Annotated in this window: 21 protein-coding genes; 8 read left to right on the plus strand and 13 right to left on the minus strand. The window is 59.5% G+C overall.

Annotated elements, in window-relative coordinates; translation table 11 throughout:
• Positions 1–131: 131 nt before the first annotated feature.
• The gene (gene clpP / locus ACB033_RS09225) at positions 132–755 is read right to left on the minus strand and encodes an ATP-dependent Clp endopeptidase proteolytic subunit ClpP (RefSeq protein WP_005301526.1); all 624 of its coding nucleotides are present in this window, start codon (positions 753–755) and stop codon (positions 132–134) included.
• 86 nt (positions 756–841) lie between these two features.
• Complete coding sequence (gene tig, locus ACB033_RS09230; protein WP_337079525.1) at positions 842–2,152, minus strand: trigger factor; 1,311 nt, start codon at positions 2,150–2,152, stop codon at positions 842–844.
• Between the two features lie 428 nt (positions 2,153–2,580).
• Between tig and ACB033_RS09235 the strand changes: the two genes are divergently transcribed.
• Positions 2,581–3,015, plus strand: a complete 435-nt coding sequence (locus ACB033_RS09235; protein WP_017779658.1) for a YccF domain-containing protein — start codon at positions 2,581–2,583, stop codon at positions 3,013–3,015.
• Positions 3,016–3,088: 73 nt separating this feature from the next.
• A complete protein-coding gene (yfbR, locus tag ACB033_RS09240) occupies positions 3,089–3,679 on the plus strand; it encodes a 5'-deoxynucleotidase (RefSeq protein WP_371140474.1) in 591 nt (196 codons plus the stop codon).
• An 86-nt stretch (positions 3,680–3,765) separates the two neighbouring features.
• Here yfbR and lolE read toward each other — a convergent pair whose 3' ends face one another.
• The 3 genes from lolE to ACB033_RS09255 are packed head-to-tail and all read right to left on the minus strand — an operon-like array spanning position 3,766 to position 6,981.
• A complete protein-coding gene (gene lolE, locus ACB033_RS09245; RefSeq protein ID WP_005301531.1) occupies positions 3,766–5,007 on the minus strand; it encodes a lipoprotein-releasing ABC transporter permease subunit LolE in 1,242 nt (413 codons plus the stop codon).
• Complete coding sequence (gene lolD, locus ACB033_RS09250; RefSeq protein WP_026141350.1) at positions 5,007–5,705, minus strand: lipoprotein-releasing ABC transporter ATP-binding protein LolD; 699 nt, start codon at positions 5,703–5,705, stop codon at positions 5,007–5,009. The genes lolE and lolD overlap by 1 nt, the downstream gene beginning before the upstream one ends.
• Positions 5,706–5,745: 40 nt before the next feature.
• On the minus strand, positions 5,746–6,981 hold the full coding sequence (locus ACB033_RS09255) for a lipoprotein-releasing ABC transporter permease subunit (protein WP_042051642.1): 1,236 nt from the start codon (positions 6,979–6,981) through the stop codon (positions 5,746–5,748).
• Between the two features lie 76 nt (positions 6,982–7,057).
• Between ACB033_RS09255 and ACB033_RS09260 the strand changes: the two genes are divergently transcribed.
• A complete protein-coding gene (locus tag ACB033_RS09260) occupies positions 7,058–7,633 on the plus strand; it encodes a hypothetical protein (RefSeq protein WP_010633791.1) in 576 nt (191 codons plus the stop codon).
• A 9-nt stretch (positions 7,634–7,642) separates the two neighbouring features.
• Entirely contained in the window at positions 7,643–11,107 is a 3,465-nt protein-coding gene (mfd, locus tag ACB033_RS09265) for a transcription-repair coupling factor (RefSeq protein WP_139725823.1), read from the plus strand.
• An 86-nt stretch (positions 11,108–11,193) separates the two neighbouring features.
• On the opposite strand, the gene fbp is transcribed toward mfd, so the two are convergent.
• Entirely contained in the window at positions 11,194–12,228 is a 1,035-nt protein-coding gene (gene fbp / locus ACB033_RS09270) for a class 1 fructose-bisphosphatase (RefSeq protein ID WP_017764306.1), read from the minus strand.
• A gap of 384 nt (positions 12,229–12,612) precedes the next feature.
• Here fbp and ACB033_RS09275 point away from each other — a divergent pair, with 384 nt between their 5' ends.
• A complete protein-coding gene (locus ACB033_RS09275) occupies positions 12,613–14,229 on the plus strand; it encodes a peptide ABC transporter substrate-binding protein (protein WP_139430961.1) in 1,617 nt (538 codons plus the stop codon).
• A 48-nt stretch (positions 14,230–14,277) separates the two neighbouring features.
• Here the strand turns inward: ACB033_RS09275 and ACB033_RS09280 are convergent, their stop codons facing one another.
• The 3 genes from ACB033_RS09280 to sixA form a co-directional block, all read right to left on the minus strand.
• Complete coding sequence (locus ACB033_RS09280; RefSeq protein ID WP_371140475.1) at positions 14,278–15,195, minus strand: DMT family transporter; 918 nt, start codon at positions 15,193–15,195, stop codon at positions 14,278–14,280.
• Positions 15,196–15,396: 201 nt separating this feature from the next.
• Positions 15,397–15,603, minus strand: coding sequence for a DUF1107 domain-containing protein (locus tag ACB033_RS09285; RefSeq protein WP_005301545.1), 207 nt, complete (start codon positions 15,601–15,603; stop codon positions 15,397–15,399).
• A gap of 133 nt (positions 15,604–15,736) precedes the next feature.
• A complete protein-coding gene (sixA, locus tag ACB033_RS09290; RefSeq protein ID WP_017764303.1) occupies positions 15,737–16,204 on the minus strand; it encodes a phosphohistidine phosphatase SixA in 468 nt (155 codons plus the stop codon).
• 162 nt (positions 16,205–16,366) lie between these two features.
• Between sixA and ACB033_RS09295 the strand changes: the two genes are divergently transcribed.
• Positions 16,367–19,141, plus strand: coding sequence for an insulinase family protein (locus ACB033_RS09295; protein WP_371140476.1), 2,775 nt, complete (start codon positions 16,367–16,369; stop codon positions 19,139–19,141).
• A gap of 308 nt (positions 19,142–19,449) precedes the next feature.
• On the opposite strand, the gene ACB033_RS09300 is transcribed toward ACB033_RS09295, so the two are convergent.
• Entirely contained in the window at positions 19,450–20,103 is a 654-nt protein-coding gene (locus ACB033_RS09300; protein WP_016350923.1) for a thiopurine S-methyltransferase, read from the minus strand.
• Positions 20,104–20,308: 205 nt separating this feature from the next.
• Entirely contained in the window at positions 20,309–21,658 is a 1,350-nt protein-coding gene (locus tag ACB033_RS09305) for a leucine-rich repeat-containing protein kinase family protein (RefSeq protein WP_371140477.1), read from the minus strand.
• A 311-nt stretch (positions 21,659–21,969) separates the two neighbouring features.
• On the opposite strand from ACB033_RS09305, the gene ACB033_RS09310 reads away from it, so the two are divergent.
• The gene (locus tag ACB033_RS09310; protein WP_162519833.1) at positions 21,970–22,734 is read left to right on the plus strand and encodes an SDR family oxidoreductase; all 765 of its coding nucleotides are present in this window, start codon (positions 21,970–21,972) and stop codon (positions 22,732–22,734) included.
• A gap of 51 nt (positions 22,735–22,785) precedes the next feature.
• A complete protein-coding gene (locus ACB033_RS09315; RefSeq protein WP_139724793.1) occupies positions 22,786–23,613 on the plus strand; it encodes a bifunctional transcriptional activator/DNA repair enzyme AdaA in 828 nt (275 codons plus the stop codon).
• Between the two features lie 490 nt (positions 23,614–24,103).
• Here ACB033_RS09315 and ACB033_RS09320 read toward each other — a convergent pair whose 3' ends face one another.
• Both ACB033_RS09320 and ACB033_RS09325 read right to left on the minus strand, forming a co-directional pair.
• A complete protein-coding gene (locus ACB033_RS09320) occupies positions 24,104–25,975 on the minus strand; it encodes a hypothetical protein (RefSeq protein ID WP_139724791.1) in 1,872 nt (623 codons plus the stop codon).
• A 211-nt stretch (positions 25,976–26,186) separates the two neighbouring features.
• A complete protein-coding gene (locus ACB033_RS09325) occupies positions 26,187–26,459 on the minus strand; it encodes a hypothetical protein (protein ID WP_010633780.1) in 273 nt (90 codons plus the stop codon).
• Positions 26,460–26,776: the final 317 nt, after the last annotated feature.

Raw genomic sequence — 26,776 nt, forward strand, 5'->3', positions numbered from 1 at the left:
TATCAATAGAGGATGGATTGTCCTGTTGAGTTTACAACAGTCCGGAACACCCTGCCCATGCCTGATCTGCCGATTGAGGGCATCACCAAATCAGATGATGTCCTCAATGATGGTACGGGCTAGCTCGTGGCTCAGCCGCGGCGGCTCAGGACACCATCAACCAGACCATAGGCCACGGCCTGCTCGGCGGACATGAAGTTGTCACGGTCGGTGTCACGCTCGATGGTTGCCATGTCCTGTCCGGTATGGAAGGCAAGACGCTCGTTCAGGGTATTCTTGATCTTCAGGATCTCCTGGGCGTGGATCTGGATGTCAGATGCCTGGCCCTGGAAACCGCCAAGCGGCTGGTGGATCATCACGCGGGCATTGGGCAGGCAGAAACGCTTGCCCTTGGCACCACCGGCCAGCAGGAAGGCGCCCATGGAGCAGGCCTGCCCCATGCACACAGTGCTGACGTCCGGCTTGATGAACTGCATGGTGTCATAAATGGACATGCCGGCCGTGACGGCCCCACCCGGAGAGTTGATGTAGATGCTGATGTCCTGATCCGGATTTTCGGACTCCAGGAACAGCAGCTGAGCCACCACCAGATTCGCCATATGGTCTTCGACCTGACCGGTCAGGAAGATCACCCGCTCCTTCAGCAGACGAGAATAGATGTCGTAGGAACGCTCCCCTTTCGCGGTTTGCTCTACCACCATCGGGATGAGCGCATTGCGTGGGGATTCAGTCACATCGTTATAGTTCTTGTACATAAGGCATTGTCCCTAAAATAAAATGGCCCGAGTGGAGATCACACGAGCCATTATACTTAACAGTCTTGACCTTAAGTCAAATGTTCTTAGGCAGCGGCACCGGACTTGTTGATCACTTCGTCAAATGCAACTTCCTTCTCGGTCACCTGGGCCTTGGACAGGATCAGGTCGATGGCTTGATCTTCAACTGCCAGGTTGCGAACACCGTTCAGCATCTGTTCGTTCTTCTGGTAGTACTCGATCACTTCCTTCGGATCTTCGTAGGCAGTGGCCATGGATTCGATGATGCTGTTGACGCGCGCTTCATCAGCCTTGATCTCGTTGGTACGGATCACGTCGCCCAGCAGCAGACCTACGCGTACACGACGCTCGGCCTGGGCCTGGAACAGTTCGGCCGGCAGTTCAGGTGCGTTGCCGCCCTGGAAGCCGCCGAAACGCTGCAGCGCCTGCTGACGCAGGGCATCGATTTCCTGAGCAACGGCAGCCTTCGGCAGATCGATCTGGTTGGCTTCAACCAGGCCGTTCAGCACCTGCTCTTTCACACTGTTTTTCAGGGCTTGAGCCAGTTCGCGCTCCATGTTCTTGCGCACTTCGGCTTTCAGCTCTTCAACGCTGCCGCTCTCGATGCCGAAACGCTTGACGAACTCTTCGGTCAGCTCAGGCAGGATCTGCTCTTCCACCTTGTTCAGCTTGGAAGCGAACTTGGCAGCTTTGCCTTTCAGGTTTTCAGCGTGGTAGTCAGCCGGGAAGGTCACGTCGATGGTGAACTCGTCGCCTGCTTTCTTGCCCATGATGGCGTCTTCGAAGCCAGGGATCATGCGACCGGCACCCAGTACCAGGTTGAAGCCTTCGGCCTTGCCGCCGTCGAACTCTTCACCGTCGATGGAACCGACGAAGTCCATGGTCACACGCATGCCATCGGCAGCGGCGGCGTCCACTTCACTCCAGGTAGCGTGCTGCTTGCGCAGGGTGTCGATCATGTTGGCCAGATCTTCATCCTTCACGGTAGCAACCGGCTTCTCGACCTTGATGGTCTCGAGGCCAGCAACTTCGAACTCCGGATACACTTCGAAAGTGGCGGTGAATTCGAAATCCTGACCCTCTTTGATCTCTTTCGGATCCATGGTCGGGGCACCGGCCGGGCTCAGTTTGTTGTCGATGATGGCCTTGATGAAGTTGCTCTGCATCATTTCGTCAGCAACGCGAGCATGAGCCATGGCGCCGAACATTTTCTTGATGATGGCAACCGGAGCCTTGCCAGGACGGAAACCGTCGATGCGACGGGTTTTGGCCAGGCCGTTCAATTCTTTGCGCACGGCGGCGTCAACGGTAGCGGCCGGTACGGTGATGGTAAGACGGCGTTCCAGACCCTGGGTTGTCTCTACAGAAACTTGCATTCTTCTACCTCGTTCAACTCAGCACTGCGTGCTGACCCTTTATTGCCCCTGGGCAAAGCCCGGAGTCTTCCTGTTTATAAAGACAACGACTGTCTTTGTGATGAGAAAATATGACGCGACATTATAGCGGCGCACTTTGATCGAGTCGAGCCACACGTCCCCAAACCGGGCTGGCAATGGCACAATTCGCGCAAAACTGCCCCTTATATGGGGAAAACCGAGCCCGACTTCAAGGATGCAGACTGCAAGAATTTGCACTTGCTCACCTTTTTTCGTGCAAGAGCCTACTTTTTCATCTCATCAGCCGGCAGACCGGCCGCGGCGTGCAAGCTGCGACCCAAATTGTCCGCCCCGCCCCTTCAACCATTGCGTCCATGACCATCGCTCGTTATGGTGGCAGCCATCTTGATAAGTCTGGAGTCACCGACATGGCCTTTTTCCGCTTCTTGTTCAATCTGCTCTGGTTCGTACTGGGAGGCGTCTTCATGGGGCTGGCCTGGTGGCTGGCCGGACTGCTCTGTTTCATCTCCCTCATCGGCATCCCCTGGGGACGCGCCTGCTTCGTCATCGGCACCTTCACCTTCTTCCCGTTTGGCAAGCAGGCGGTCAACCGCAAGACCATGACGGGGATGAGCGACATGGGCACCGGTACCATGGGGCTGATTGGCAACATCATCTGGTTCGTGCTGATCGGGATCTGGCTGGCCATCGGCCACATCGCCTCGGCGCTGGCCTGCTTCGTCACCATCGTCGGCATCCCGTTCGGCATTCAGCACCTCAAGCTGGCGCTCATCAGCCTGGCCCCCATCGGCCAGATGATCGTCACCAATCAGGAAGCCGAATCCGGTCGCTATATTCGTTAAGGGCGATGCCGACAGCCGCAAAAAAGGGCAGACTAGGGTCTGCCTTTTTTCATTGCCATCTTTGAGGTACCCCATGCTGCCCAGCCACTTCTTCGCCAATCTAGCCCGCATGAAGCTCATCTACCGCTGGCCGCTGATGCGCAACATCCAACCCGAGAACATCGCCGAGCACAGCCTGCAGGTGGCCATGGTGGCCCACGCCCTCGGTCTCATCAAAAACCGGCTCTTTGGCGGCAGTGTGGATGCCGATCGCGCCGCCGTGATGGCCCTTTATCACGACAGCAGCGAGGTGCTGACCGGCGATCTGCCCACCCCGGTCAAGTACTTCAATCCCGAGATTGCCCGCGAATACAAGAAGATTGAGCTGGCGGCCGAGCAGCGCCTGCTGGGCATGTTGCCGCCTGAGCTGGTCGAGGATTTTCGCCCGCTGCTGGACTCGGGTGCCCAGGACGGCGAGCTGGCCAGGTTGGTGAAGGATGCCGACACTCTCTGCGCCTATACCAAGTGTCTGGAGGAGATCAACGCCGGCAACCGGGAGTTCGAGCCGGCGCGCAAGCGCCTCGAGCAGATGCTGGCCGCCCGGATGAGCGGCGAGATGCGCTACTTCATCGACATCTTCGTGGCGAGCTTCTCGCTTCCGCTCGATGAACTCAACGCCCACTGAGCCAGCCAGCACCCCTCGAAACAGCAGGACCCGCCGGTTTGCGCCGGCGGGTCCTTCGTTTTTCTCAGCAGACAAGATGCCGCGTATCAGTGTCCCAACTCGCGGGACGGCACCAGCCCGCTCGCCCGCCAGGCGGGATAAAGGGTCGCCACCAGGCTCATCAGGATGGCGGCGCCGGTCACGATGAGCAAGTCCTGCATGTGCAGCTCGGTCGGCAGAAAGTCGATGAAGTAGATATCCGGATTGAGGAAACGGTGCCCGATCACCCCTTCGATGGCGCTCAGGATCTGGGTCAGCTTGCTGGAGAGCAGGCCGCCCAGCAGGGCGCCGAGCAGAGCCCCTGCCACCCCGTTCACCATCCCCTGAATGACGAAGGTGAGCCGGATCTGGCCCGGGCTCGCCCCCATGGTCTTCAAGATGGCGATCTCGCTGCGCTTCTCGTTCACCGCCATCACCAGGGTGGAGACGATGTTGAAGCAGGCCACCGCCACCACCATCAGCATCACCACGTACATCACGGTGCGCACCATCTGGATGTCCTGATAGAGATAGCCCTGGCGGCTCATCCAGCTGCTGATGTAGACGTAGTGCGGAAACTTCTGGGCGGCCGCCACCGTGATGGACTGCGCCTTGAGCACGTCGTTCACCTTGAGACTGAAGCCCTCCACCGCACTACCCATGCCGGTGATGGCCTGGGCATCGGCCAGATGCATGAAGCCGAGCACCCCATCGAGCTGGCCGCCGATCTCGAGCAGCCCCACCACCTTGAGGGTCTCCCGCTTCGGGTTCTTGATGCCGGTGGCATCGCCCCCCTGGGGCAGCAGCAGGGTGACGGTATCCCCTATCTTGACCCCCAGCTTGTCGGCGATGGTTTTGCCGAGGATGAGGCCGTGCTCGCCGGCTTGCAGCTCGCGCAGGCCGCGCCCCGTCATGTAGTTGCCCGCATCGGAGAGATTGGCCTCGAGCTCCGGCAGCACGGCGCGCACTTGCAGCCCCTTGAGGGCGCTGCCGTGCTCCAGCAAGCCGTCGAGCCGGATCACCGGGGCGGCAGCCTCCACCCCGGGCTGGGCCAGCAGGTAATCCCGCAGCTTGGGCCAGTTGGGGAGCGGCGCCTCCATCCCCATCAGCTCGCCGTGGGGCACCACGGAGAGCACCCGGTTTTTGAGCTCCCGCTCAAAACCGTTCATGGCGGAGAGCCCCAGGATCAGCGCCATCACCCCGAGAGCGATGCCGATGAGGGAGGAGGCGGAGATAAAGGCGATGAAGCCGTTGCGACGGCGGGAGCGGCTGTAACGCAGGCCCAGAAACAGGGGCAGCGGTTTGAACATCAGGCGACCTCCGCCATCACGCCGCTCACCAGGGTCACCCGGCGATGGAGCTTGGCCGCCAGGCTCAAGTCGTGGGTCACCACCACGAACGCGGTGCCGAGCTCGCGGTTGAGCTCGCAGAGCAGCTCATAGACGGCGGTGGCGCTGGCGTGATCCAGGTTGCCGGTGGGCTCGTCCGCCAGCACCAGGCTGGGTTCGTTGACCAGGGCGCGGGCGATGGCCACCCGCTGGCGCTCACCACCGGAGAGCTCGGACGGTCTGTGGTTGAGACGATGGGAGAGCCCCACCCGCCCCAGCATCTTGCTCGCCTTCTCGGTGGCGCTCGTCACCGACTCGCCGGCGATCAGCAGCGGCATGGCAGCATTTTCCAGCGCACTGAATTCGGAGAGCAGGTGGTGGAACTGGTAGACAAACCCCAGCTCCTGGTTGCGAAACTTCGCTTGGGTGCGGCTGTCCCAGCGATGGATATCCTGCCCCTTGAACAGCACGGCGCCGCTGGAGGGGTTGTCGAGCGCCCCCATCAGGTGCAGCAGGGTGGTCTTGCCGGAGCCCGAGCTGCCCACCACCGCCAGCATCTCGCCGGGCGCCACACTAAGATCGATGCCCTTGAGTACCTGGGTCTCCAGATCGCCCTCTTTGTAGACATGATTGAGGGCCTGACAGCGCAGCAGCGGCTCGCAGGAGACGGATTGATTCATAAAGGGGGCTCCACTTGCACCAGTAACAACAGAAGATGAATTATTCATAGCGCAGCGCCTCCGCCGGTTTGACCCGGGCCGCGCGGGCCGCCGGGTAGAGGGTGGCGCTGAAGCTGAGCAGCACGGCGCCCAGCAAAATGGTCACGACCTGGGCGGGTTCGACGATGACCGGCAGACCCGAGCCGCCGGCCGTCATGTAGAGGTTGAGCCCCACCGCATTGAGCAGGGGGTTGAGCCCCATGGAGAGTGCCAGCCCCGCCAGCCCCCCGAACAGGGCGCCGATGACGCCGCTGGAGGCCCCCAGCACCATGAAGATCTTGACGATGCCAGACTCGCTCATGCCCATGGTGCGCAGGATGGCTACCTCCCCTTCCTTGTCGGTCACCACCATCACCAGGGCGGAGAGGATGTTGAAGGTGGCGACCGCGATGATCAGCACCAGCATCAGCCCCATCATCCGCTTCTCCATGGCCACCGCCTGGAACAGCTCGCCGCGCTCGCGGCGCCAGTCCTGCCACTCCAGCCCGTCCGGCAGCGCCGTCTTCACCACCTCGTCGGCAGAGAAGGGATCATCCAGCCAGAGGCGAATGCCGCCTACCTTGTCCGCAGGCAGGCGCAGCAGACGCTGGGCATCTCCCAGCGCAATCAGGGCAACCTGGCTGTCCACGTCGGCGCCGACCCCGAAGATACCGGAGACGGTGAAGAGGCGCTGGGCCGGCACCCGGCCAAACGGGGTGAAGCGGGTGCCTTCGGTCAGGATCAGACGGACCTGGTCGCCCATGGAGACCTTGAGACGATTGGCCACCCCCTGCCCCAGCACTATGTGGTATTCGCCAGCTTGCAGGCTGTCCAGACGCCCCATCTGCATCTGGGCGTGCAGGATGTCATCCTTGGGCCACTGGGCGGGATCGATCCCCTGCACGCTCACGCCGGTGAGCTGACCGGGGCTTTGCAACATGCCTTCGCTGTCGAGCATGGGAGCATGGGCGATCACGTGGGGCAACTTGGCCAAGTCCGGCAGCCCCTGCGGCGCGGCATCGATGCGCCCCGCCGGGCTGGTCACCACCACATGGGGAATCACCCCGAGGATGCGCCCCTTGAGCTGCCCTTCAAAACCGTTCATCACCGAGATGACCACCATCAGGGCCGCGACCCCGATGGCAATGCCGAAAGTGGAAAACAGGGAGATAAATGACACGAAGCGATTGCTGCGTCGCGAGCCTGCGTAACGCAGGCCGATGGCCAGCGACAGTGGCTGAAAAAGTCCAGTCTTCAAGGATATCTACGTTGCCAACAAAATAAGATACCGGATAATAAAGGGAAACCGTCTATGACAACAAGGGATAGCCTCCATGCAGGAACAGTTCTTCAGTGTCACCCATGCCACGCCGGTCAATGTGATCCCCATGCCCGGCGATTTTCACCTGCCCTCGCTGGAGGCACTGGAAGCCGAGCTGCCCGAACCCTTTCGCATCGCCTCCTCCATCACCTCCATCGACATGGTGACCAGCCGCCTGCTCCGCAACCAGAGTGAGTCGATGCACGATCTGGTGGAGATCATCAACCAGCAGTCGCGCAAGATCGACATGATCATGGGCTATGTGCTGTCGGTGCAGGATCACCCGGAGCACCGCTTCCACACCCTGCGCTTTGGCGCCGGCCAGCTCACCTATCTGCACCCGCGCCAGGGCCACGGCGAGGCACCGCACCTGCACCAGATAGTGCGGCTCAAGATCTTTCTGCGCGAAGAGGCCTCCGCCATTTACTGCTACGGCCAGGTCAAGCAGCTGGAACCGAGCGAGCACGGCACCCAGGTGGTGCTCGACTATGTGCGGATCCGCGAGGATGACCGCGAACTGCTGGTACGCGCCAGCCTGCATATCCAGTCCAAACAACTCAAACTTCGTGCGCAAGACCGTCAACGTTAAAAGAATCGAATGATGCCAATAAAGCTCCCCGCTTTGCCCGCCAAGGCGGGCCAAAAGTTAACGCTCGGCCAGCTGACAGGCAGCAGCCTCTCGCTGATGGCCGCCCGCCTCACCGAGGAGGCTCATCGCCCCGTCCTGCTGGTGACCGCCGATACCCCGAGCGCCCTGCGCCTCGAACAGGAACTGCAATACCTGCTGGCCGACACTGGCTGCCCGGTGCTGCTGTTCCCGGACTGGGAGACCCTGCCCTACGACACCTTCTCCCCCCATCAGGACATCATCTCCCAGCGGCTCGAGACCCTCTACAAGCTGCCACAGATGAGCAGCGGCGTGCTGATCGTGCCCATCTCCACCCTGATGCTGCGCACGGCGCCCCGGGTCTATCTCGACAAATACAGCCTGATGATAAAGAGCGGCCAGCGCCTCAACCTGCAGCAGCTGCGCGCACGCCTGGCCGAGGCTGGTTACGTGGCGGTGGAGCAGGTGCTGGAGCACGGCGAATTTGCCGCCCGCGGCTCCCTGCTCGATCTCTTCCCCATGGGCAGCAGCAGCCCCTATCGCATCGATTTTTTCGACGACGAGGTGGACTCCATCCGCCCGTTCGACCCCGAGACCCAGCGCTCCAGCGAGCCGGTCAAGAGCGTCAGCCTGTTGCCGGCCCGGGAGTTTCCCACCGATGAAGCGGCCATCGAGCTGTTTCGCGGCCAGTATCGCGAACAGTTCGAGATCTCCCGCGCCGAGGGCTCCATCTATCAGGAGGTGAGCAAGGGGCGCTGGCCGGCGGGCATCGAGTACTATCTGCCGCTCTTCTTCCAGCAGACCGCCAGCCTGTTTGATCACCTGCCGGACAACACCCTGCTGCTGACCGTGGGGGAGATCTACCCCGCCGCCCAGCGCTTCTGGAACGACATCGGCCAGCGCTACGAAGACAGGCGCTGGGACAATACCCGGCCCCTGCTGCCACCCCAGCAGATCTACCTGCCGGTGGAGCAGCTGTTTGCCGCTCTGGGTCAGTACGCGGCCGTACGGCTGCAGGAGGCCCCCACCGCCGGTGATGCGGGCCAGCACGACCTGCCGATCTCGGCGCTGCCGGACCTTCAGCTCGATCACAGCAAGGAGCAGCCGCTGCTGGCCCTCAGCCAGTTCCTGCAAGGGTTTACCGGCCGCACCTTGTTTGCGGTGGAGTCCGAAGGACGGCGCGAGGTGCTGGGGGACCTGCTGGCGCGCATTGCGCTGCAACCCAAGGAGTTCACCTCGCTGGATGCCTTCATCACCAGCAAGGCCCGCCACGGCCTGCTGGTGGCACCGCTCGAACGCGGTTTCTTGCTGCGAGAGCCGGGGCAAGAGGAGCTGGCGCTCATCACCGAAACCGAACTGCTGGGCGGCAAGATCCGCAGCAAACGGCAACGGGAGAAGAGCAAGAATTTAAGCTCCGATGCGGTGATCCGAAACCTGGGCGAGCTGACCCAGGGTCAGCCGGTGGTGCACCTGGATCACGGGGTCGGTCGCTATCTGGGGCTGGAGACCATAGACGCCGGCGGCCTGCCCACCGAGTTTCTGACCCTGGAATACGCCGGTGGCGACAAGCTGTTCGTGCCGGTCACCAGCCTGCACCTCATCAGCCGCTATACAGGATCCGACAATCCGCCCAGCCACAAGCTCGGCGGCGAGGCCTGGGTCAAGGCGCGGCGCAAGGCGGCCGAGAAGGTGCGCGACGTGGCGGCCGAGCTGCTCGATGTCTATGCCCACCGCGCGGCCCGCGCCGGCTTTGCCTTCAAGCACGACCGCGAGGCCTATCGCCAGTTTGCCGCCGGCTTCCCGTTCGAGGAGACCGAGGATCAGCTCAATGCCATCAATGCGGTGCTTGGCGACATGTGCCAGGCCAAGAGCATGGATCGGCTGGTGTGCGGCGACGTGGGCTTTGGCAAGACCGAGGTGGCGATGCGGGCGGCCTTTGTGGCCGTGCACGGCGGCAAGCAGGTGGCCGTGCTGGTGCCCACCACCCTGCTCGCCCAACAGCACTACGACAACTTCCGCGACCGCTTCGCCAACTGGCCGGTGCGGGTGGAGGTGCTGAGCCGCTTCCGTTCCGCCAAGGAGCAGAGCGCGGTGATGAAGGAGATGGCCGAGGGCAAGGTGGACATCATCATCGGCACCCACAAGCTGCTGGGCGCCGAGCTCACCTTCAAGGATCTCGGCCTGCTCATCGTCGACGAGGAGCATCGCTTCGGTGTGCGCCAGAAGGAGAAGATCAAGGCGCTGCGCGCCGACGTGGATATCCTCACCCTCACCGCGACCCCCATTCCGCGTACCCTCAACATGGCGATGTCGGGCATGCGGGATCTCTCCATCATCGCCACCCCGCCCGCCAAGCGCCTGGCCATCAAGACCTTCGTGCGCCAGCATGAGCCGGCAGTGGTGCGCGAGGCGGTGCTGCGGGAACTGAAGCGTGGCGGCCAGGTCTACTACCTGCACAACGACGTGGAGAGCATCGAGAAGTGTGCGGCGGATCTTGCCGAGCTGGTGCCGGAGGCGCGCATCGGCATCGCCCACGGCCAGATGCGCGAACGGGAGCTCGAGCGGGTGATGTCGGACTTCTACCACCAGCGTTTCAACCTGCTGGTCTGCACCACCATCATCGAGACTGGCATCGACGTGCCAAGCGCCAACACCATCATCATGGACCGGGCGGATCATCTGGGTCTGGCCCAGTTGCACCAGCTGCGGGGCCGGGTCGGCCGCTCCCACCACCAGGCCTATGCCTACTTGCTCACCCCTCATCCCAAGCTGATGACCAAGGATGCGGCCAAGCGACTGGAGGCCATCGCGTCGCTGGAAGATCTCGGCGCCGGCTTTGCGCTCGCCACCCACGATCTGGAGATCCGCGGCGCCGGCGAGCTGCTGGGCGACGATCAGAGCGGCCAGATCGAATCGGTCGGCTTCACCCTCTACATGGAGATGCTGGAGCAGGCGGTGGAGGCGCTCAAACATGGCAAGGAGCCGTCGCTCGAGCAGCTGATGAGCCAGCACACCGAGGTGGAGCTGCGCCTGCCGGCCTTGCTCCCGGACGACTACATCCCGGACGTCAACATGCGGCTCTCAATGTACAAGCGGATCGCCAGTGCGGCGGACGAGCAGGAGCTGCGCGAACTCAAAGTGGAGCTGATCGACCGCTTCGGCCTCTTGCCGGAGGCGACCAAAACCCTGATGGAACTGGCCGCCTTCCGCCAGCGCGCCACGGCGCTGGGCATTCGTCGGGTGGAGATGAGCGAGCGCGGCGGTTACCTGGACTTCACCCAGGAGACCCGCGTCAACCCGGCCTATCTGGTCAGGCTGCTCTCCGAGCAGCCGCGCATCTACAAGATGGACGGGCCGACCCGGCTGCGCTTCCAGGTGCCGACCCAGGATCGCGCCATGCGCCTCAAACTGGTGGACGGTCTGCTGGCGGATCTCGCCAGCCACGCCAGCCCCTGAGGTGGCATTCCTTGAGCGGCTAGCCGCTCACCCACATAAAACGGGAGCCATATTGGCTCCCGTTTTTTATCCCGTGACACAAGCGGTCAAGACTGCTCGGCCGGGTTCTCGTGGGCGGAGAACTCCCGCATGAAGGCCTCGGCCCGCTCCACCATCTTGGTGGACCCGACGAAGTAAGGGGTCCGTTGGTGCAGTGCGGTGGGCTGGATATCCATGATGCGATTGAAGCCGTCGGAGGCTCTGCCACCCGCCTGCTCCACCAGAAACGCCATGGGGTTGCACTCATAGAGCAGACGCAGCTTGCCATTCGGGGAGTTGGTGCCGGACGGATAGATGTAGATGCCACCCTTGAGCAGGTTGCGGTGAAAGTCGGAGACCAGAGAACCGATATAGCGAGAGGTATAAGGTCGGTGGGTCGCCTCGTCCCGCTCCTGGCAATATTTGAGGTACTTCTTCACCCCGTCCGGGAACTTGATGTAGTTGCCCTCGTTGATGGAGTAGATCTTGCCCTCTTCCGGAATGCGGATGTTCTCGTGGGAGAGGCAGAAGCAGCCGATGGAGGGGTCGTAGGTAAAGCCGTTGACGCCAAAACCGGTGGTGTAGACCAGCATGGTGGAGGAGCCATAGACCACGTAACCGGCGGCGACCTGGCGGTTGCCCGGCTGCAGGAAGTCTTCCAGGGTGACGCCGGCACCCGGCTTGCTGACCCGGCGATAGATGGAGAAGATGGTCCCGACGGAGACGTTGACGTCGATGTTGGAGGAGCCGTCGAGGGGATCTATCAGCACCACGTACTTGGAGTGGCGGGAGAGCTCGGAATCGAAGGAGACGAAATCCTCCTCCTCTTCGGAGGCCATGCCGCACACCTCGCCACGGGCTTCCAGCGCCGCCTTGAAGCGCTCGTTGGCGTAGACGTCCAGCTTCTGCTGTACCTCGCCCTGCACGTTTTCAGCACCCATGGAGCCGATGATGTCCGCCAGCCCCGCCTTGTTGATCTCCCGGTTCACCACCTTGGCAGCCAGGCGAATGGAGCTGAGCAGAGAGGTCAGCTCGCCGGTCGCAGTGGGATAATCCGCCTGCTTTTTGACGATGAACTCGCCCATGGTGATCATGTTTCGCATTATGGTTCCTTTAAGATCGTTTCCGTTGGCATTGAAAACGTTTGCAAGCATCAGCAAAAAAAGTGCCGATCCTCGGCAGCGTTGTTTTGTAACCTAATGTAACGTCTGTTTTTTGTTTTTGCAGCGAATTAAGCCGCTTGATAAATGCGCATTTCCGCCATTTTTTCTGCCCGACGCTCGCCATAAACTGGTTTCAATCGGTAACTTTTCTAATGTTAATTCGTGGCAAAAAATCACGAAGATGTTGCCATGAGGGCGCCAAGATCCCCGCTCTGCCCCCTATCTGGGGCGCATGCCAAAGGAGACCGGTCTGCCTCTTGAGATCTCGCCATCAATCCCGCACACTGGCCAGGCTTTGGAAGCAAAAAAACATAAGGATATTCAATGAAAAGGACTCTCATTGCCGGCACGGTGGCCGCTCTGTTCGCACTCCCCGTCCTGGCGGCCCAGGTACCGGTCGGTACCAAGCTGTTACCCGCAGAACAGCAAACCTTCATCCGCAACATAGGTACCGAACCCGCCTCCATCGATCCCCAGATGGTGGAAGAGAGCGCGGGCAGCGAAATCGTCAACGATCTGTTCGAGGGGCTCTACACCCTGGACGGGGACGGCAAGCTGCAACCTGCCGGCGCCCTGGGTTACCAACTCGATCCCACCGGCACCGTCTACACCTTCAAGCTCAGACCCGATGCCAAGTGGTCCAACGGCGAGCCGGTGACGGCAGCCGATTACGTCTATGGCTGGCAGCGGGCGGCGGATCCCAAGAACGCCTCCAACTATGCCTGGTTCATCGAGCTGACCGGCGTCACCAATGCCGCCGAGGTCATCCAGGGCAAGCAGAGCCCGGATACGCTGGGCATCAAGGCGCTCGATGACCATACCCTGCAGATCACCCTGAAAAACCCGGTTCCCTTCTTCCTGAAGACCCTCTCCCACTACACCACCTTCCCGGCGCCGAAGGCGACCATCGAGAAGTTCGGTCATGAGTGGGTCAAGCCGGGCAACATCGTCTCCAACGGCGCCTTCGTGCTCAAGGAGTGGACCCCCAACGAACGTCTCATCGCCGAGCGCAACCCCCATTACTGGGACAACAAGAATACGGTGCTGAACAAGGTGCTCTATCTGGAGATCGTCTCCGATACCGCCGCCTACAACCGCTACCGCGCCGGCGAGCTGCACTACACCAGCTACCCGCTCGAGCAGTACAAGCAGCTCAAGCAGCAGAGCCCGCAGGAGCTGGTGAGCGTGCCGACCCTGGCCACTTACTACTACGTGTTCAACACCCAGCGCAAACCGTTCGATGACCCCAAGGTGCGCAAGGCGCTGTCGCTTGCCATCGACAGGGACACCATCACCGAGAAGATCCTGGGACAGGGTCAGATCTCTGCCTTCAGCCTGACGCCACCCATCGTCGACGGCTTCGAGCTCAAGCGACCAGCCAGCGAGCTGATGAGCAAGGAGGAGCGGATCAAGCAGGCCAAGGCGCTGCTCGGCGAGGCGGGGTACGGCCCGGACAAGCCGCTGACGGTGGACATCCTCTACAACACCAACGAGGGGCACAAGAAGATAGCGCTGGCCATCTCCTCCATGTGGAAGCACAACCTGGGTGTCCAGGCCAAGCTCAACAACATGGAGTGGAAAACCATGGTCTCGGCCCTCAACGAAGGGGATTTCGGGGTCAGCCGCTACTCCTGGAACGGGGACTACAACGACGCCTCCACCTTCCTCGATATCCTGACCTCCAGCAGCAGCGCCAACAGCGGCAAGTGGTTCAACAAGGAGTACGACGCCCTGCTGAGCAAGGCCCACGACTCGCAGGATGGCGCCGAGCGCAACCGCCTCTATCAACAGGCGGAAGCGGTGATCGAGGCCGACGCCCCCATCGCCCCGGTCTACTTCTACGTCAAGTCCCGCCTGCTCAAGCCCAACATCAAGGGCTACCCCTACCAGAATCCGCAGGATCTGGTCTACTCGAAGGACCTCTACCTCACCGCGCAGTGAGGCTAGATATCCCGCATAAAAAAAGACCGCCATTCGGCGGTCTTTTTTTCAATCCTCCCGGCAGGCGGCCAGCGCCACCCTGCGCCGGCGCAGCACCACAGGTTGCACCAGCAGCTGGGCCAGCAAGACCCCAAACAGGGTCATGCCACCGCCGATCAGGTGATAGCTGGTCAATCTCTCGCCGAGCCAGCTGATGGCAAGGCCCGCTGTCATCACCGGCAACAGGTTCATGAAGATGGCGGTGCGGCTTGCCCCCAGCAGAGCGATGCCCTGCATCCAGAGCCAGGGGGACAGGGCTGAGGTCGGGATCCCCGCATAGAGGATCAGCCAGAGCGCCCGCCCGTCCGGCCAGTGTCCATCCACCAGCAGATAAAACGGAGTGAGGAACAGCAGACCGCACAGCACCTGGCCGTAGAGCATGGACCAGTTGTCGAGCCCCAGATCCCACTTCTTGAGCAGCACGCTGTAGAGCGCATAGGTGCCCGCAGAGAGCAGCATGTAAACGGAGCCGATGTGGATGCCCTGAGTAAAGAGGCGGGCGGGATCCCCCTGCCCCAGCAAAATGGCCAGTCCCAGAATGGAGATGACGCCGCCTAGCAGCGCCCCCCAGGTGGGACGCTCGCGCAGCAACCAGATGCTGAGCAGCACAGTCATCAAGGGGGTGAGCCCCATCATCAGGCCGATTTCGGTGGCCCCCAGGGTCTGCGCCGCGTAGTAGCCGAAGGTCTGGTTGAGCACCATGCCGAGCAGGGCCAGCGCCGCCAGCTGATAGAAGCCGGCCCGCAGTTTGGCCCGCTCGCGCCAGGCCCGATGGGCCAGAAACGGGGTCAGCACGATGGCGGCCACCATCCAGCGCGACCAGGCAAGCGCCGCCGGTGAGAGTACCCCCACCGCCAATTTGCTGACGATGGCGTTGCCGGCCCAGATGGCCATGCAGGAGAAGGGAAACAAGAAGGCAAGGGGCATCGCTATATCCAGAAAAAGCCAGCGGGTATTTCAGGCGGGAGTATAGGGAGGCCGGCAGGATTAGCAAGCACCAGGCCGTCCGGGGTGGATTGCCTGACAAAAAGGGGAACCGAACAGCGCCAAAGAGGCCGGAATGGCCCCAAAAACAATCATGCCCGCACGGTGGCGGGCATGACGCGGATCAGCGAGGTGACGAAGCTATCACGCCGCATCCATGTGCAGTCTCGAGATCAACGCGTTGACCTCGACCACGGTCTGGCGGTGGGGAATGTCCGCCGACGTGGGCATCATCAGCAAGCCGGACTGGAAGTCGAAGCGTCCTCTGCCGTGGATGTAAATCCGCCCCTTGAAGAAGGTTTTGACATGTTTTGCCACCATCAGTGGCAGGTACTTCTTGAATACTCTCATCGTTTGCAACCTCTTGCAGTTGTATCCGTATGACAGCAGCTTCTGCGAAATAATTCCGTCAAATCTGTATAAAAATCCGGAAAAATCGCAACTCTCTTCCCCAAAAAACCAATCTATAACTTTTTATTAACTTTTAGCGTATTGTATGTGGTCCTTCCAACCAGAGCAAGGCCCCCTTGCCATCCTGCCACTCGATACAGGCCAGGCCCGAGGTGGCAAACATGGGGGCACCGGCCGCCGGACAGAGGCTCTGCACCAGGTATCCCACCAGCGGCAGGTGGCTCACCATCAGGATGCTGTCGTGCTTGGCTGCCAGCGTAGTGAGGTAGCTCGCCACGAAGGCCGGATCACCGTAAGGGGTGATGTCACCGCTCTCTTCGACGGCCCCCGCCTTGGGTAATTCACTGCATATGCTCTGCCAGGTTTGTCTGGCGCGCAGATAGTTGCTGTGGATCACCCGATCCAGCTTGCCGCCAAGCTGGGGGGCCAGCCAGCGGGCCATGTGGATGGACTCTTCAATTCCCTGCTCGGTCAGTGGACGCTGTTCATCTGTTTTCGCATTCATGCCAGCTTGGCCATGACGCATGATGTAGATTTTCATTACAACCTCGCCCAACGGGCCTGTTTTGATAGCGGGGGGATCTTACCCCGCCATGCCGGGGGAAACAATTGCGCTACCTCTCAGAAAAGGGTTTGCCTCACTGGGTAGCGGGGTCGATAATCATGTTTAAATTCAAATAAATCCAACAAGAGTCACGCGCCAATGAGCCCATATGCCAGTCCCAACGACCATCGGCAATACCACTATCTGGAGCTGGCAAACCGGCTCAGGGTCTTGTTGATCTGCGATCCCGACACCGACAAGTCCGCCGCCTCCCTGGCCGTCAACACCGGCCACTTCGACGATCCGGCGGACCGGCAGGGGATGGCTCATTTCCTTGAGCATATGCTGTTCCTTGGCACCTGCACCTATCCCAAACCTGGTGAATACCAGCAATTTATGAGCCGTCATGGCGGCAGCAACAACGCCTGGACCGGCACCGAGTTCACCAACTTCTTCTTCGAAATTGACAACGGCTTCTTCGAGGCAGGACTGGATCGCTTCTCCCAGTTCTTCATCTGCCCCACCTTCGATCCCGAGTGGGTGGACAAGGAGCGCAATGCGGTCGACTCCGAATACCGCCTCAAGCTGCAGGACGACGTGCGCCGCAGCTACCAGGTGCACAAAGAGACGGTCAATCCTGCCCACCCCTTCGCCAAATTCTCGGTGGGCAACCTGGATACCCTGGCCGATCTGCCCGGCCGGGATCTGCGCTCCGACCTTATCCGGTTTTACGAAACCCACTACAGCGCGGATCGCATGGCGCTGGTGATGATCTCGCCAGCCACCATCGAGACCCAGCTGGGTTGGTGCGATCGCTTTTTCGCTCCCATTTTGAATCGCAATCTGGGAACGCCGACCCTCGACATGCCCCTCTACCGGCTCGATGACCTGGGCATTCGCATCCAGATCAACCCGGTCAAGGAGACCCGCAAGCTCGCGCTCACCTTTCCGTTGCCCAACGTGGATGAGTATTACGACAAGAAGCCCCTCACCTTCCTGAGCCACCTCATCGGCTACGAAGGGGACGGCAGCCTGCTCTCTCTGCTGAAAGCGAAGGGCTGGGTCAACCAGCTCTCCGCCGGCGGTGGCATCAGCGGCGCCAACTTCAAGGATTTTGGCGTCAACTTCGGGCTGACCCCGCTCGGGCTCGAACACGTCAACGAGATAGTGGCGGCCCTGTTCGGTTACTTGAAACTCATCGAGCGCGGCGGGGTGGAGGCCTGGCGCTATGACGAGAAGCGCACCGTACTTGAGTCCGCCTTCCGCTTCCAGGAGCGGGGCCGGGCACTTGACACCGTCTCCGGACTGGTGTTGAACCTGTTCAGCTACGCCCCCGATGACCTGCTCTACGGCGACTACATGATGCGCGCATACGACGAGCCGCTCATTCGCCGCCTGCTCGCCAAGCTCACCCCGCACAACCTGCGCATGACCATCACGGCGCCGGAGCTCGGCACGGACCGGCTGGCCCGCTGGTATCAGACCCCTTACAGCGTCGCCATCATCACGGAAGCGGAGAAGATCCGCTGGCAGCAGAGCGAGCCGGATCCCGCGCTGGCCCTGCCGCTGCCCAACCCCTTCATCAGCAACCGGCTCGACGTGCGCACGCCTGAGCTCACCGCCGACATGCCCGCCTGCCTGATTGATCGGCCCGGCTTTCGGCTCTGGCACCTGCATGAGCATCAGTTCAGCGTGCCCAAGGGCAACCTCTACATCTCCATCGACAGCGAGCACGCGGTCAAGAGTCCGCGCCACATCGCCATGGCACGCCTGGCGGTGGAGCTGCTCACCGACCACCTCAACGCCCTCACCTACCCGGCGGAGCTGGCGGGGCTCGGTTATCAGATCTATGCCCACCAGGGCGGCTTTACCATCAACCTGAGCGGCTTTGCCGACAAGCAGCCGCTGCTGCTCGACATGATCCTCGGCAACCGCACCCTGGGTTACCCGGATCCGGCCCGATTTGCCGAAATCAAGGAGCAGCTCATCCGCAACTGGGACAACCAGTCCAAGGCGCGCCCCATCTCCCAGCTGTTCAACCAGCTCACCAGCCTGCTGCAGCCCAACAACCCGCCGTTCGAGCAGTTGCTGCGCCACCTGCGCAGCGTCGAGCTGGGCGAAATGCCCGCCTTCGTGGCTAGCCTCTTTGCCGAGGTGCACGTAGAGACCCTGGTACACGGCGACTGGACCGCCGCCGAGGCCCTCGAGCTTGCCGCCCTGCTGGAGCGCCACCTCGGCGTCAACAGCCAGCCCAGTGCCGAGACCCGTCGCCCACTCATTTCCATTCAGGACAGGGGCACCCTCATTCGTGAACAGGGCTGTGAGCATGAAGACTCGGCCCTGCTGGTCTACTACCAGTCGCGCACCACCCGGGCGCGGGATCTGGCCTGCTTCACCCTGGCCAACCACATCATGTCCTCCACCTTCTTTCACGAGCTGCGCACCCGTCAGCAGCTCGGCTATGTGGTGGGGGCCGGCAACCTGCCCCTCAATCGCCATCCCGGCCTCATCTTCTACATCCAATCGCCGGTGGCCGGACCGCAGATCCTGCTGGATGCGGTGGAGGAGTTCATCGATCTGTTTCCGCTGGCCATGCTCGAGCTCACCGCCCGTCAATGGCAGGACAGCAAGGCGGGCCTGCAGGCCCAGCTGAGCGAGCGGGATGCCAACCTGCGCAGCCGCGGCCAGCGGCTGTGGGTCAGCATCGGCAACAAGGATCTCGGCTTTGATCAGCGCGAAAGGGTGTGCGAGGAGGTCGGCAACCTGAGCCGCGCCGATCTGGTGCGCTTTATCACCCAGCTGAGATCGAGAACGTCGGATCGGCTGATCCTCTGCAGCTATGGTCAGGGCCACGAGCACGACGAGCGCATCACCGGCCAGTTTATCGACGCCCCCCGCGCGTTCCGGCTCAATGCCGCCACCTTCGAGGCCTGATCAGGCCGCCTGTTCCTCTTCTTTCAGCCAATAAAAAGCCGACCCCGTGGGGTCGGCTGGAAAAACCATAATCAATTGCGACCAGAGCCGCCAAAAGTGAACATGAGCGTGAAAATCAGACACTGAGTTGATGGTCGGCGGGCAGTCCCAAACCAGAGCGCGCCTGCCGATGACAACAGTGATTGAGAAACAGGCTCATCTTAGGCACTCCCCTCCCTTGTCACGTTGATCTATGTCAAAGGAGGTAATAAAGAGTCAACCAGCTGCAGCTTTATGGCCAGTTTTATGGCCTCAGCTCACGCTTTTGGTCAGGCCTCTGGACGGCGCACCAGCCGGTAGGCCACCTCGTCGAAGTAGGAGAGCTGGCCCGACAGCACCCTGGGGTGATCGAGCTCCGCCGCTCGCCCCAGCACCTCGACCTGGAAGTGGCGCTCGAACAGGGTGCGCACCTCCATCTCCCCCACCGAGAACGGCGGCTGGCGCTGCTGCTCCGGCTGATACTCCAGGGTCACCAGCAGGATCTGACCACCCGCCTCGATAAGCCGGCTCATCAGCTCGGCATATTGACGGCGCATGGCGGTCGGCAGCGCGATGAGAGCCGCCCTGTCGTAGGCCAGCCGATAACGGCGGCCAAGTTCAGGGGCGGCGAAAAAATCCCCCTCATAAATGCGCAGGCTGTCGTGCTGATGGCACTGATAGGGCCCCTCGGCACTCACAGTATCACTCAGCTTGTTCTCGCTGAAAAAGCTGTTGATGGCGACGGACGAGAGTTCGAACCCGTCGACCGGATGACCCTGCCCGCTCAGCCAGAGCATGTCGCGGGACTTGCCGCACAGGGGCACCAGCACGGGCTCGCCCTGCTGCTGGGCCGACCACCAGGATTGCAGCCAGCGATTGAAATCCGCCTGATGAAAGCCGATCCGGTTCTCTTCCCAACGCTGATGCCAAAATGCCGCTTCCATCCAGTAACCCCTGTCATGTAAAGATGCCTCAATATCACAACTTAGCCCGGCACACGCAAGCACCAACAAGGCGGCAGCCGTAACTTTTGCCCAAAAAAACGCGGCAAAACAAAAAAGGGCCCCAAGGCCCCCTTTTGACATCTTTTTGTCATCCACTCCTGCTCTTGCTCGCCTGCTTACGACAGAGACGGCAGGGCGAGCCGGATCAGAGCAAGACTGGCTCGGCGCAGATGACCGCCGCCACCGCAGCAAGCCTGGCTGCAATCTCGGTAAAGTCGGGGCGCGTCGCCACTACCTCGGCGAGACAGTCATCCACCAGCACATGCAGGGCATCCAGCCTGTTGTCACGGGGAGCGCAGCGGGCCAGCAGCTCTTCCAGCAGGCAGCCGAAGGCTCTTACTTCCAGTCGCTCCAGCAAGCCGGCCAGCTCACCATCGGTTCGCTCATAACAGGAGGCGGCACCGAAATCCCCGAGCAGCAGCCGCCCCTCCCCTTGCGAGGAGTGCAGCATGTTGTGGGCGTAGAGATCGCCGTGCAGGATGCCGCGTCCGTGCAGATGCAGCGCAGCGCTCGCCACCCCCTGCGCCATGGCCAGCAACGCAGCCGGGGTAAAGCGAGCATCGGCCGGGTAGATGTCGCGGGTACAGGAGTCCAGGCTCGGCGGTCCCGCCAGGTTGATAAAATCAGGGTCTATCAGCGCCATCACCAGCGCCGGGATGCCGGAGGGGTGATCGCCCACCCGCCCCTCGACCCCGACCAGATGGGGATGACGACCGGCCGCCAGCGACAGCGCCAGCTCGCAGCGGGGCAACCCATCGCTGGTCACGGCCCCCTTGAAGCACTTGACCGCCACCGCCCGCGGCCCCGCCGGCGTGGCCAGCTCGGCGCGATGGATGACACCGGATGCCCCCTGCCCCAGCAGCTCGCCCACCTTGAGTTCAGCCCACGGAATGTCGGCCACCGAGGCGCACTGGCCTAGTCGCTGCTCCTGCTTGTCGCTAAAGGGGTTGCCCGCATACGCCAGCCAGGCGAGGCGCGGCAGGCTCACCAGCCAATGCGGGAGCGCGTCGAGCCGGTTGGCGGCGATGCGCACCAGCTCCAGACGCTGGCAGTTGGAGAGGGTTGCCGGCAGCTCGCGCAGGCGGTTGCCCGAGAGCATCAGCTTTTGCAGGGCCTCGCACTGACCCAGCTCGTCGGGCAGCTGCTCGATGGCGTTGTCGGTCAGGATCAACCAGCGCAGCCCCGCCGGCAGCGACGCGGCGGGCACCGTGGCGATCTGGTTGGCCTTGAAGCCCACCATGGTGAGCGCCTGGCAGCGCCCCAGCACCTCGGGCAGCTCGGTAAAGCGGTTTTCGGAGCAGAAAATGATGCGCAGCTTGCTGAATTCGGCCAACTCGTCAGGCAGCCGACTCAACTGGTTGCCGGTGAGATCCAGCACCTCCAGCGTCTCTTTGAGACTAAAGATTTCGGGCGGGAACTCCGTCAGGTTTTCGGCGAGTTTGAGGTGGCGGGCGCCGCAGAGTTCACCTGCGCGCAGCTGTTCCAGGGTATGCATGACATCGTCTCTATCGGGGTGGCCGGCTCGCGGCCAACGGCGCTGTCGGTATGGACCCGCAGTCAAACCGGCAGTCAAAAAATGAGGGGGCATTATAGAGAATGACGGCCGAAGATCCCCTGTTTTGTTGCCGCAAGGGTCGGCACCAGCGCACGGTGCCGTGATAGGGGGTAAAGAGAGCAAGATCCGGGTCGTGTCTGCGAGGGCCGGTTGCCATAGTGGAGCCGAACCAGAGTGGGGTCGAGCCTATTGAGGGTCGAATCCATTACCAATCCTGTGCGCCCGCACAACACACCTGCGAGGGAACTGCCATGTCATTACTGTCCAACAAGGTCGCCATCATCACCGGCGCCAGCTCCGGCATCGGCCGCGCCAGCGCCATCCTGTTTGCCCGGGAAGGGGCCAGCGTCGTCGTCGGCGCCCGCCGCCAGCTCGAGCTGGATCTGCTGGTGGAGGAGATCCGCCACGAGGGGGGCCAGGCGGTGAGCCTGGCGGGAGACGCCAGAAGCGAGACTTACGCCCGCGCCCTGGTGGATCTCGCACTGACCCGTTTCGGCGGACTCGATATCGCCTTCAACAACGCCGGCAGCACGGGGACACCGGGCAGCGTGCCGGCGCTTGGACTGGCACAGTGGCAGGAGACCCTGGATACCAACCTCACCAGCGCCTTTATGGGGGCCAAGTACCAGATCCCCGCCATGCAGGCACGCGGGGGCGGCTCGCTGATCTTTACCTCTACCTTCGTCGGCCATACCCTGGGGCTGCCCGGCATGGCGGCCTATGCCGCGAGCAAGGCCGGCCTGATTGGCCTGACCCAGGTGCTGGCTGCCGAATATGGGGCACAAGGGGTGCGGGTCAACGCCCTGCTGCCGGGGGGCACCGACACCCCCATGGGACGGGCCTTTACCGATACCCCGGAGAGCCTCGCCTTTGTGCAGAATATGCATGCCCTCAAACGGCTGGCCCAACCGGAGGAGATCGCCAGCTCAGCCCTCTATCTCGCGTCCGATGCATCCAGCTTTACCACCGGCATTGCCCTGCTGGCCGATGGTGGGGTATCTATTTGTCGCACATGACCTTGTCGCATCCAAGATCCTGCGGCTGCAAACTTATCGTGAGAGCGCCTTATGTCTGATTACGCCCGCATCGCCGATGCCATCCGTTTTATCGCAAGCCAGGTGGCGCGCCAGCCCACCCTGGACGAGATAGCGGCGCACGTTCACTTAAGCCCCTTTCACTTCCAGCGGCTGTTCAGCCGCTGGGCCGGGGTGACCCCCAAACGCTATCTGCAGGTACTGACCCTGGAGCGGGCCAAGGCGCTGCTGCAGGAATCGCGCCCGCTGCTGGAGGTGGCCGATACCCTGGGCCTGAGCAGCGGCTCGCGGCTCTACGATCACTTCGTGCAGCTCGAAGCGGTGACGCCGGGCGAGTACAAGCAGCGCGGGGCCGGGCTGGTTATCGATCACGGGGTGCACGACACCCCCTTCGGCCAGGCGTTTGTCGCTCTGACCCCGCGGGGGGTATGCAACTTCTCATTTCTCGATGACCAGGCGCCACAGACGCCACTGGCCGCTCTCGCCCAGAGCTGGCCAGAGGCAGAACTTAGGGAGGCACCATCACGCACCCAGGGGGTCATCCACACCATGTTCGATGGCAGCAAGGCACCGGATCGCCCCATCTCCTTGCACGTGAGCGGCACCAACTTTCAGATCAGCGTCTGGCGGGCGCTGCTGCAGATCCCGCCCGCCAAGGTAGTGAGCTACGCCCAGGTGGCGAGCGCTGTCGGCAACCCCAAGGCCGCCCGCGCCGTGGGGCTGGCGGTGGGCGCCAACCCCGTCGCCTTGATGATCCCCTGCCACCGGGTCATCCAGCAAAACGGCAAACTCGGCGGCTATCACTGGGGCGAGACCCGTAAGCAGGCGATACACGCCTGGGAAACGGCAAGGTATGAGTGAACCTGGCCTTTTTCTGCTCGGCCTGATGGGGGAGAAACTGGTGTGTTGGTGGTGAGTCAGCAAACTATCAAACCATGCCGGACGAGCAGGCAGTGATATAAAGCGGGAGCATGAGAAGAGTCGGGGTGCAGATCGCCCCTTTATTGCCTTGGCGAGGCATGGAGATTAGCAACACCATCCTAGCGGATTGACGAAACACGTAGGGTGCAATAAGCGCAGCGCATTGCACCGTTTTCAGAGCGGCTTTTGTACGGGGTATAAGGCTCAAAAATGGCGGTCAAATTTCATTGCACTACGGCACTAAAGGACGGATTAGTGTGGAGATGACACCCCACAATATTTTCAAGGAGGTCAGCAATGAGAACGAAGGAAATGCGAATTGGCAGCGAACACAAAGCACCGGATTGAGGCCGGTGTCAGTTGATAACTAGATCTGTACAGTACGATTTCTTGTGATAACCAGAACTGTAAAACCCGCAATTAATATATATCACATCATATTAGATATTTTATTGCGTGCGTTTTTTATCAATACAACATCTTTGCTTACCCTATTGTTTATAGCAACTAGGCGAGCAAAAAGCTCAGTATCACTTTGAGTAAAATTTATATATCTATTAGTTGCAGTTAGCCCCCAAACAAGCAAACTAACAACAGGTTCACCACTATACATACTTGCAACCCCACCAATTAGGCCGCTAAAATCCAATGCAGATAAACGTTGTTGGTTTTTCTCCAATTTATTAATACTATCTTTTAGTTGAAGTATTTTATAGTTTACTTCTTCTTCACTTAACTTAGAAAGGTCATTTAATATATCAGTTGCAAATGGAATCTCTTTGTGTGAAAAAACTCTATCAAGCTCAAGAATGCTCATGTCGTTATTTATCGCATAAATACTACTAAGCAACTCTTTAAGCTTATTTTCTTTTATTTGAGGTGCATGCATATTTACTCCATGATAGATTGAACCAACTAGTTCTGCTGCTTTAGCATATCTAGATTCATTTTCACTCTCATACGGAAAGTAATGGGCACCTAATCCTTGAGATATTTCATAACTAGAGCTGAAAAGTGGAATATCGCTACCTTTTCCCCCGAAATACATTTCACTTATTAATCCACCAATACCCAAATGGCCAATCAATAGTAACCCATTTTGATTAACTATACGCTCCATTCCATTCCAAGAATTAGCTAGCGCACCAGCTATTTCGGATGCACTTTTTGAATTAGATAGATGAAGTGAATTTAAAAATCGGAATTGCTCATCTGTTGTATAAGAAAAACCTAACAGCCCTGTTCTATCTCTCATGCTCAGTAAACACGATGCAGTTATGCTTCTTGGAAAAATGATAGCCTTTGGGTCTACATCCAAAATATATGCAATCAAATCTAAAGGGTATAGCTCTATATTATCTATGATACTGAATTTGAGGCGCCCATTCTCTATCAACACTTTCAATTCGAACTCATTTATTTCGAACATTTCAAAAAAGCTTTTTCTAGTTGAAGAAGTTTTTTGTGGAAGAGATATGAATACTGTTCTATAAAGAGATAGATATGTCCTCAAGTTTCCTCTGTCATGATGTGTAGCATCTATGAAACATAAACTGCTGTCATTAAGATCTTCTAACTGTGAAATATCACTTCGATTGAAACTTGTTTCTCTTAATATACTCAAACGTTGATCGACCCAGAACTCCTCATCCTCCTCATATTTATCGAGTATAATCTTAGGCATTTCTCTATCAATCAAACCTGATGCCTTAATAATTAGATTATGTGGAAGAAAATCCATCCCCCCCATAAGTTCCTTCTCTCTAATCGTATGAGAAATTATCTCTTTCTTTAAGTTTGGATTTACATTTATTACCAATTCATAATTATCCAACCCTAAATCAGATAAAATAATTTCTATTTCTAAAACATCATCAGCAGAGGGGAGCACCTCAAGTTCCAAATTAAATTTCCCTGTAGCCATTTTGTAATCAAACCTAAATGGCTGAAATCGCTTTGGCAACATCATATATAGTTCATTTTCTATCTCAGCGTAAGTATACGGATAGCCATGTTGGTTTATTTTCCTCCATGATTCACGCAATTCAACTTTTTCAAAACCTTCCCTTATACAAGGAACAATAAGAGGTGCAGGATTACATATGGCTCTATAATTATCATTATAATCTTTAGATAGTATCTCAACATCACTATCACTGACATTTTCAATAACAATGAAGATTGCATTCCCTTGTCGAAAAAGCCCTAGATGTGGGAATTTATGCGTCTGTAAGACAAACCGTTCATAATCGTGAACTATTACATCTATCTCAGCCTCATAGTTATATAGGTAATTTTCCATCCCATCCCCTTAATGAATTTTTATTCATAATCCGAAATAATTCTATCGCGCTAGTATAATGCTATCCATTTATTAACTAAATCTATAGCAAGAATATTTATTTGACATAAATCAAAAATAAGAAAGGCGCCCTAAGGCGCCTTTCTTATTGCTGGGCGTTGGAGCCAACTGGCTGGAGGCTATCCCTCTCCCCGCCTTGCCCGCAACCCAATCAGATCGGGGTGATGGAGGTGATATGGGCCGAGCCATCCAGGGACTGGAAGATCTGCACCACGGCTTCCCCGTGGATCGGGTTGGGCAGCGGCACAGTAGTTTTGCATTTGAAGCGGTAGTTGGTACCGGCGACGACCTGGGTGGAGACTTCAAAGGGGGTGTACTGCACCCCGACAAATCCTTCCAGTGCCTGGTTGAATACGGCCTGATCTTTGGCGCTCAGCTTGTGGTAGGCAGTCCATCCGCCCAACAACACTGCTTGTTCTGACATAACAAACCCTCCGTGATCTCTTGTCCCTACTCGTTTGGCTGTTCGGGTTCCGCCCCGTTTATTCAAGTGGTGTCCGGACTCCACCGGGTGCCATACCAGATTTGGTATGTCCGGTGTCGACAGTGCACATAAAGGCGTTGCTGTCGCCACCCTCCCCTGCTGCCACGACCCTCGCCTCACAGAATCGGTCTCAATTGGCATGGCTGAGCCTAGTGCGAGATCCATAAAACACCCCCTGTCAGATATGACAGAGGCAGGGAGGCGAGAAAGCGGCTAGCGAGGGGAAAAGTGAGGCGCAAACGATTGGAAAAAGAAAA

This window comes from Aeromonas sp. S15(2024) (assembly GCF_041402265.1).
Taxonomy (GTDB): Bacteria; Pseudomonadota; Gammaproteobacteria; order Enterobacterales; family Aeromonadaceae; genus Aeromonas; species Aeromonas dhakensis.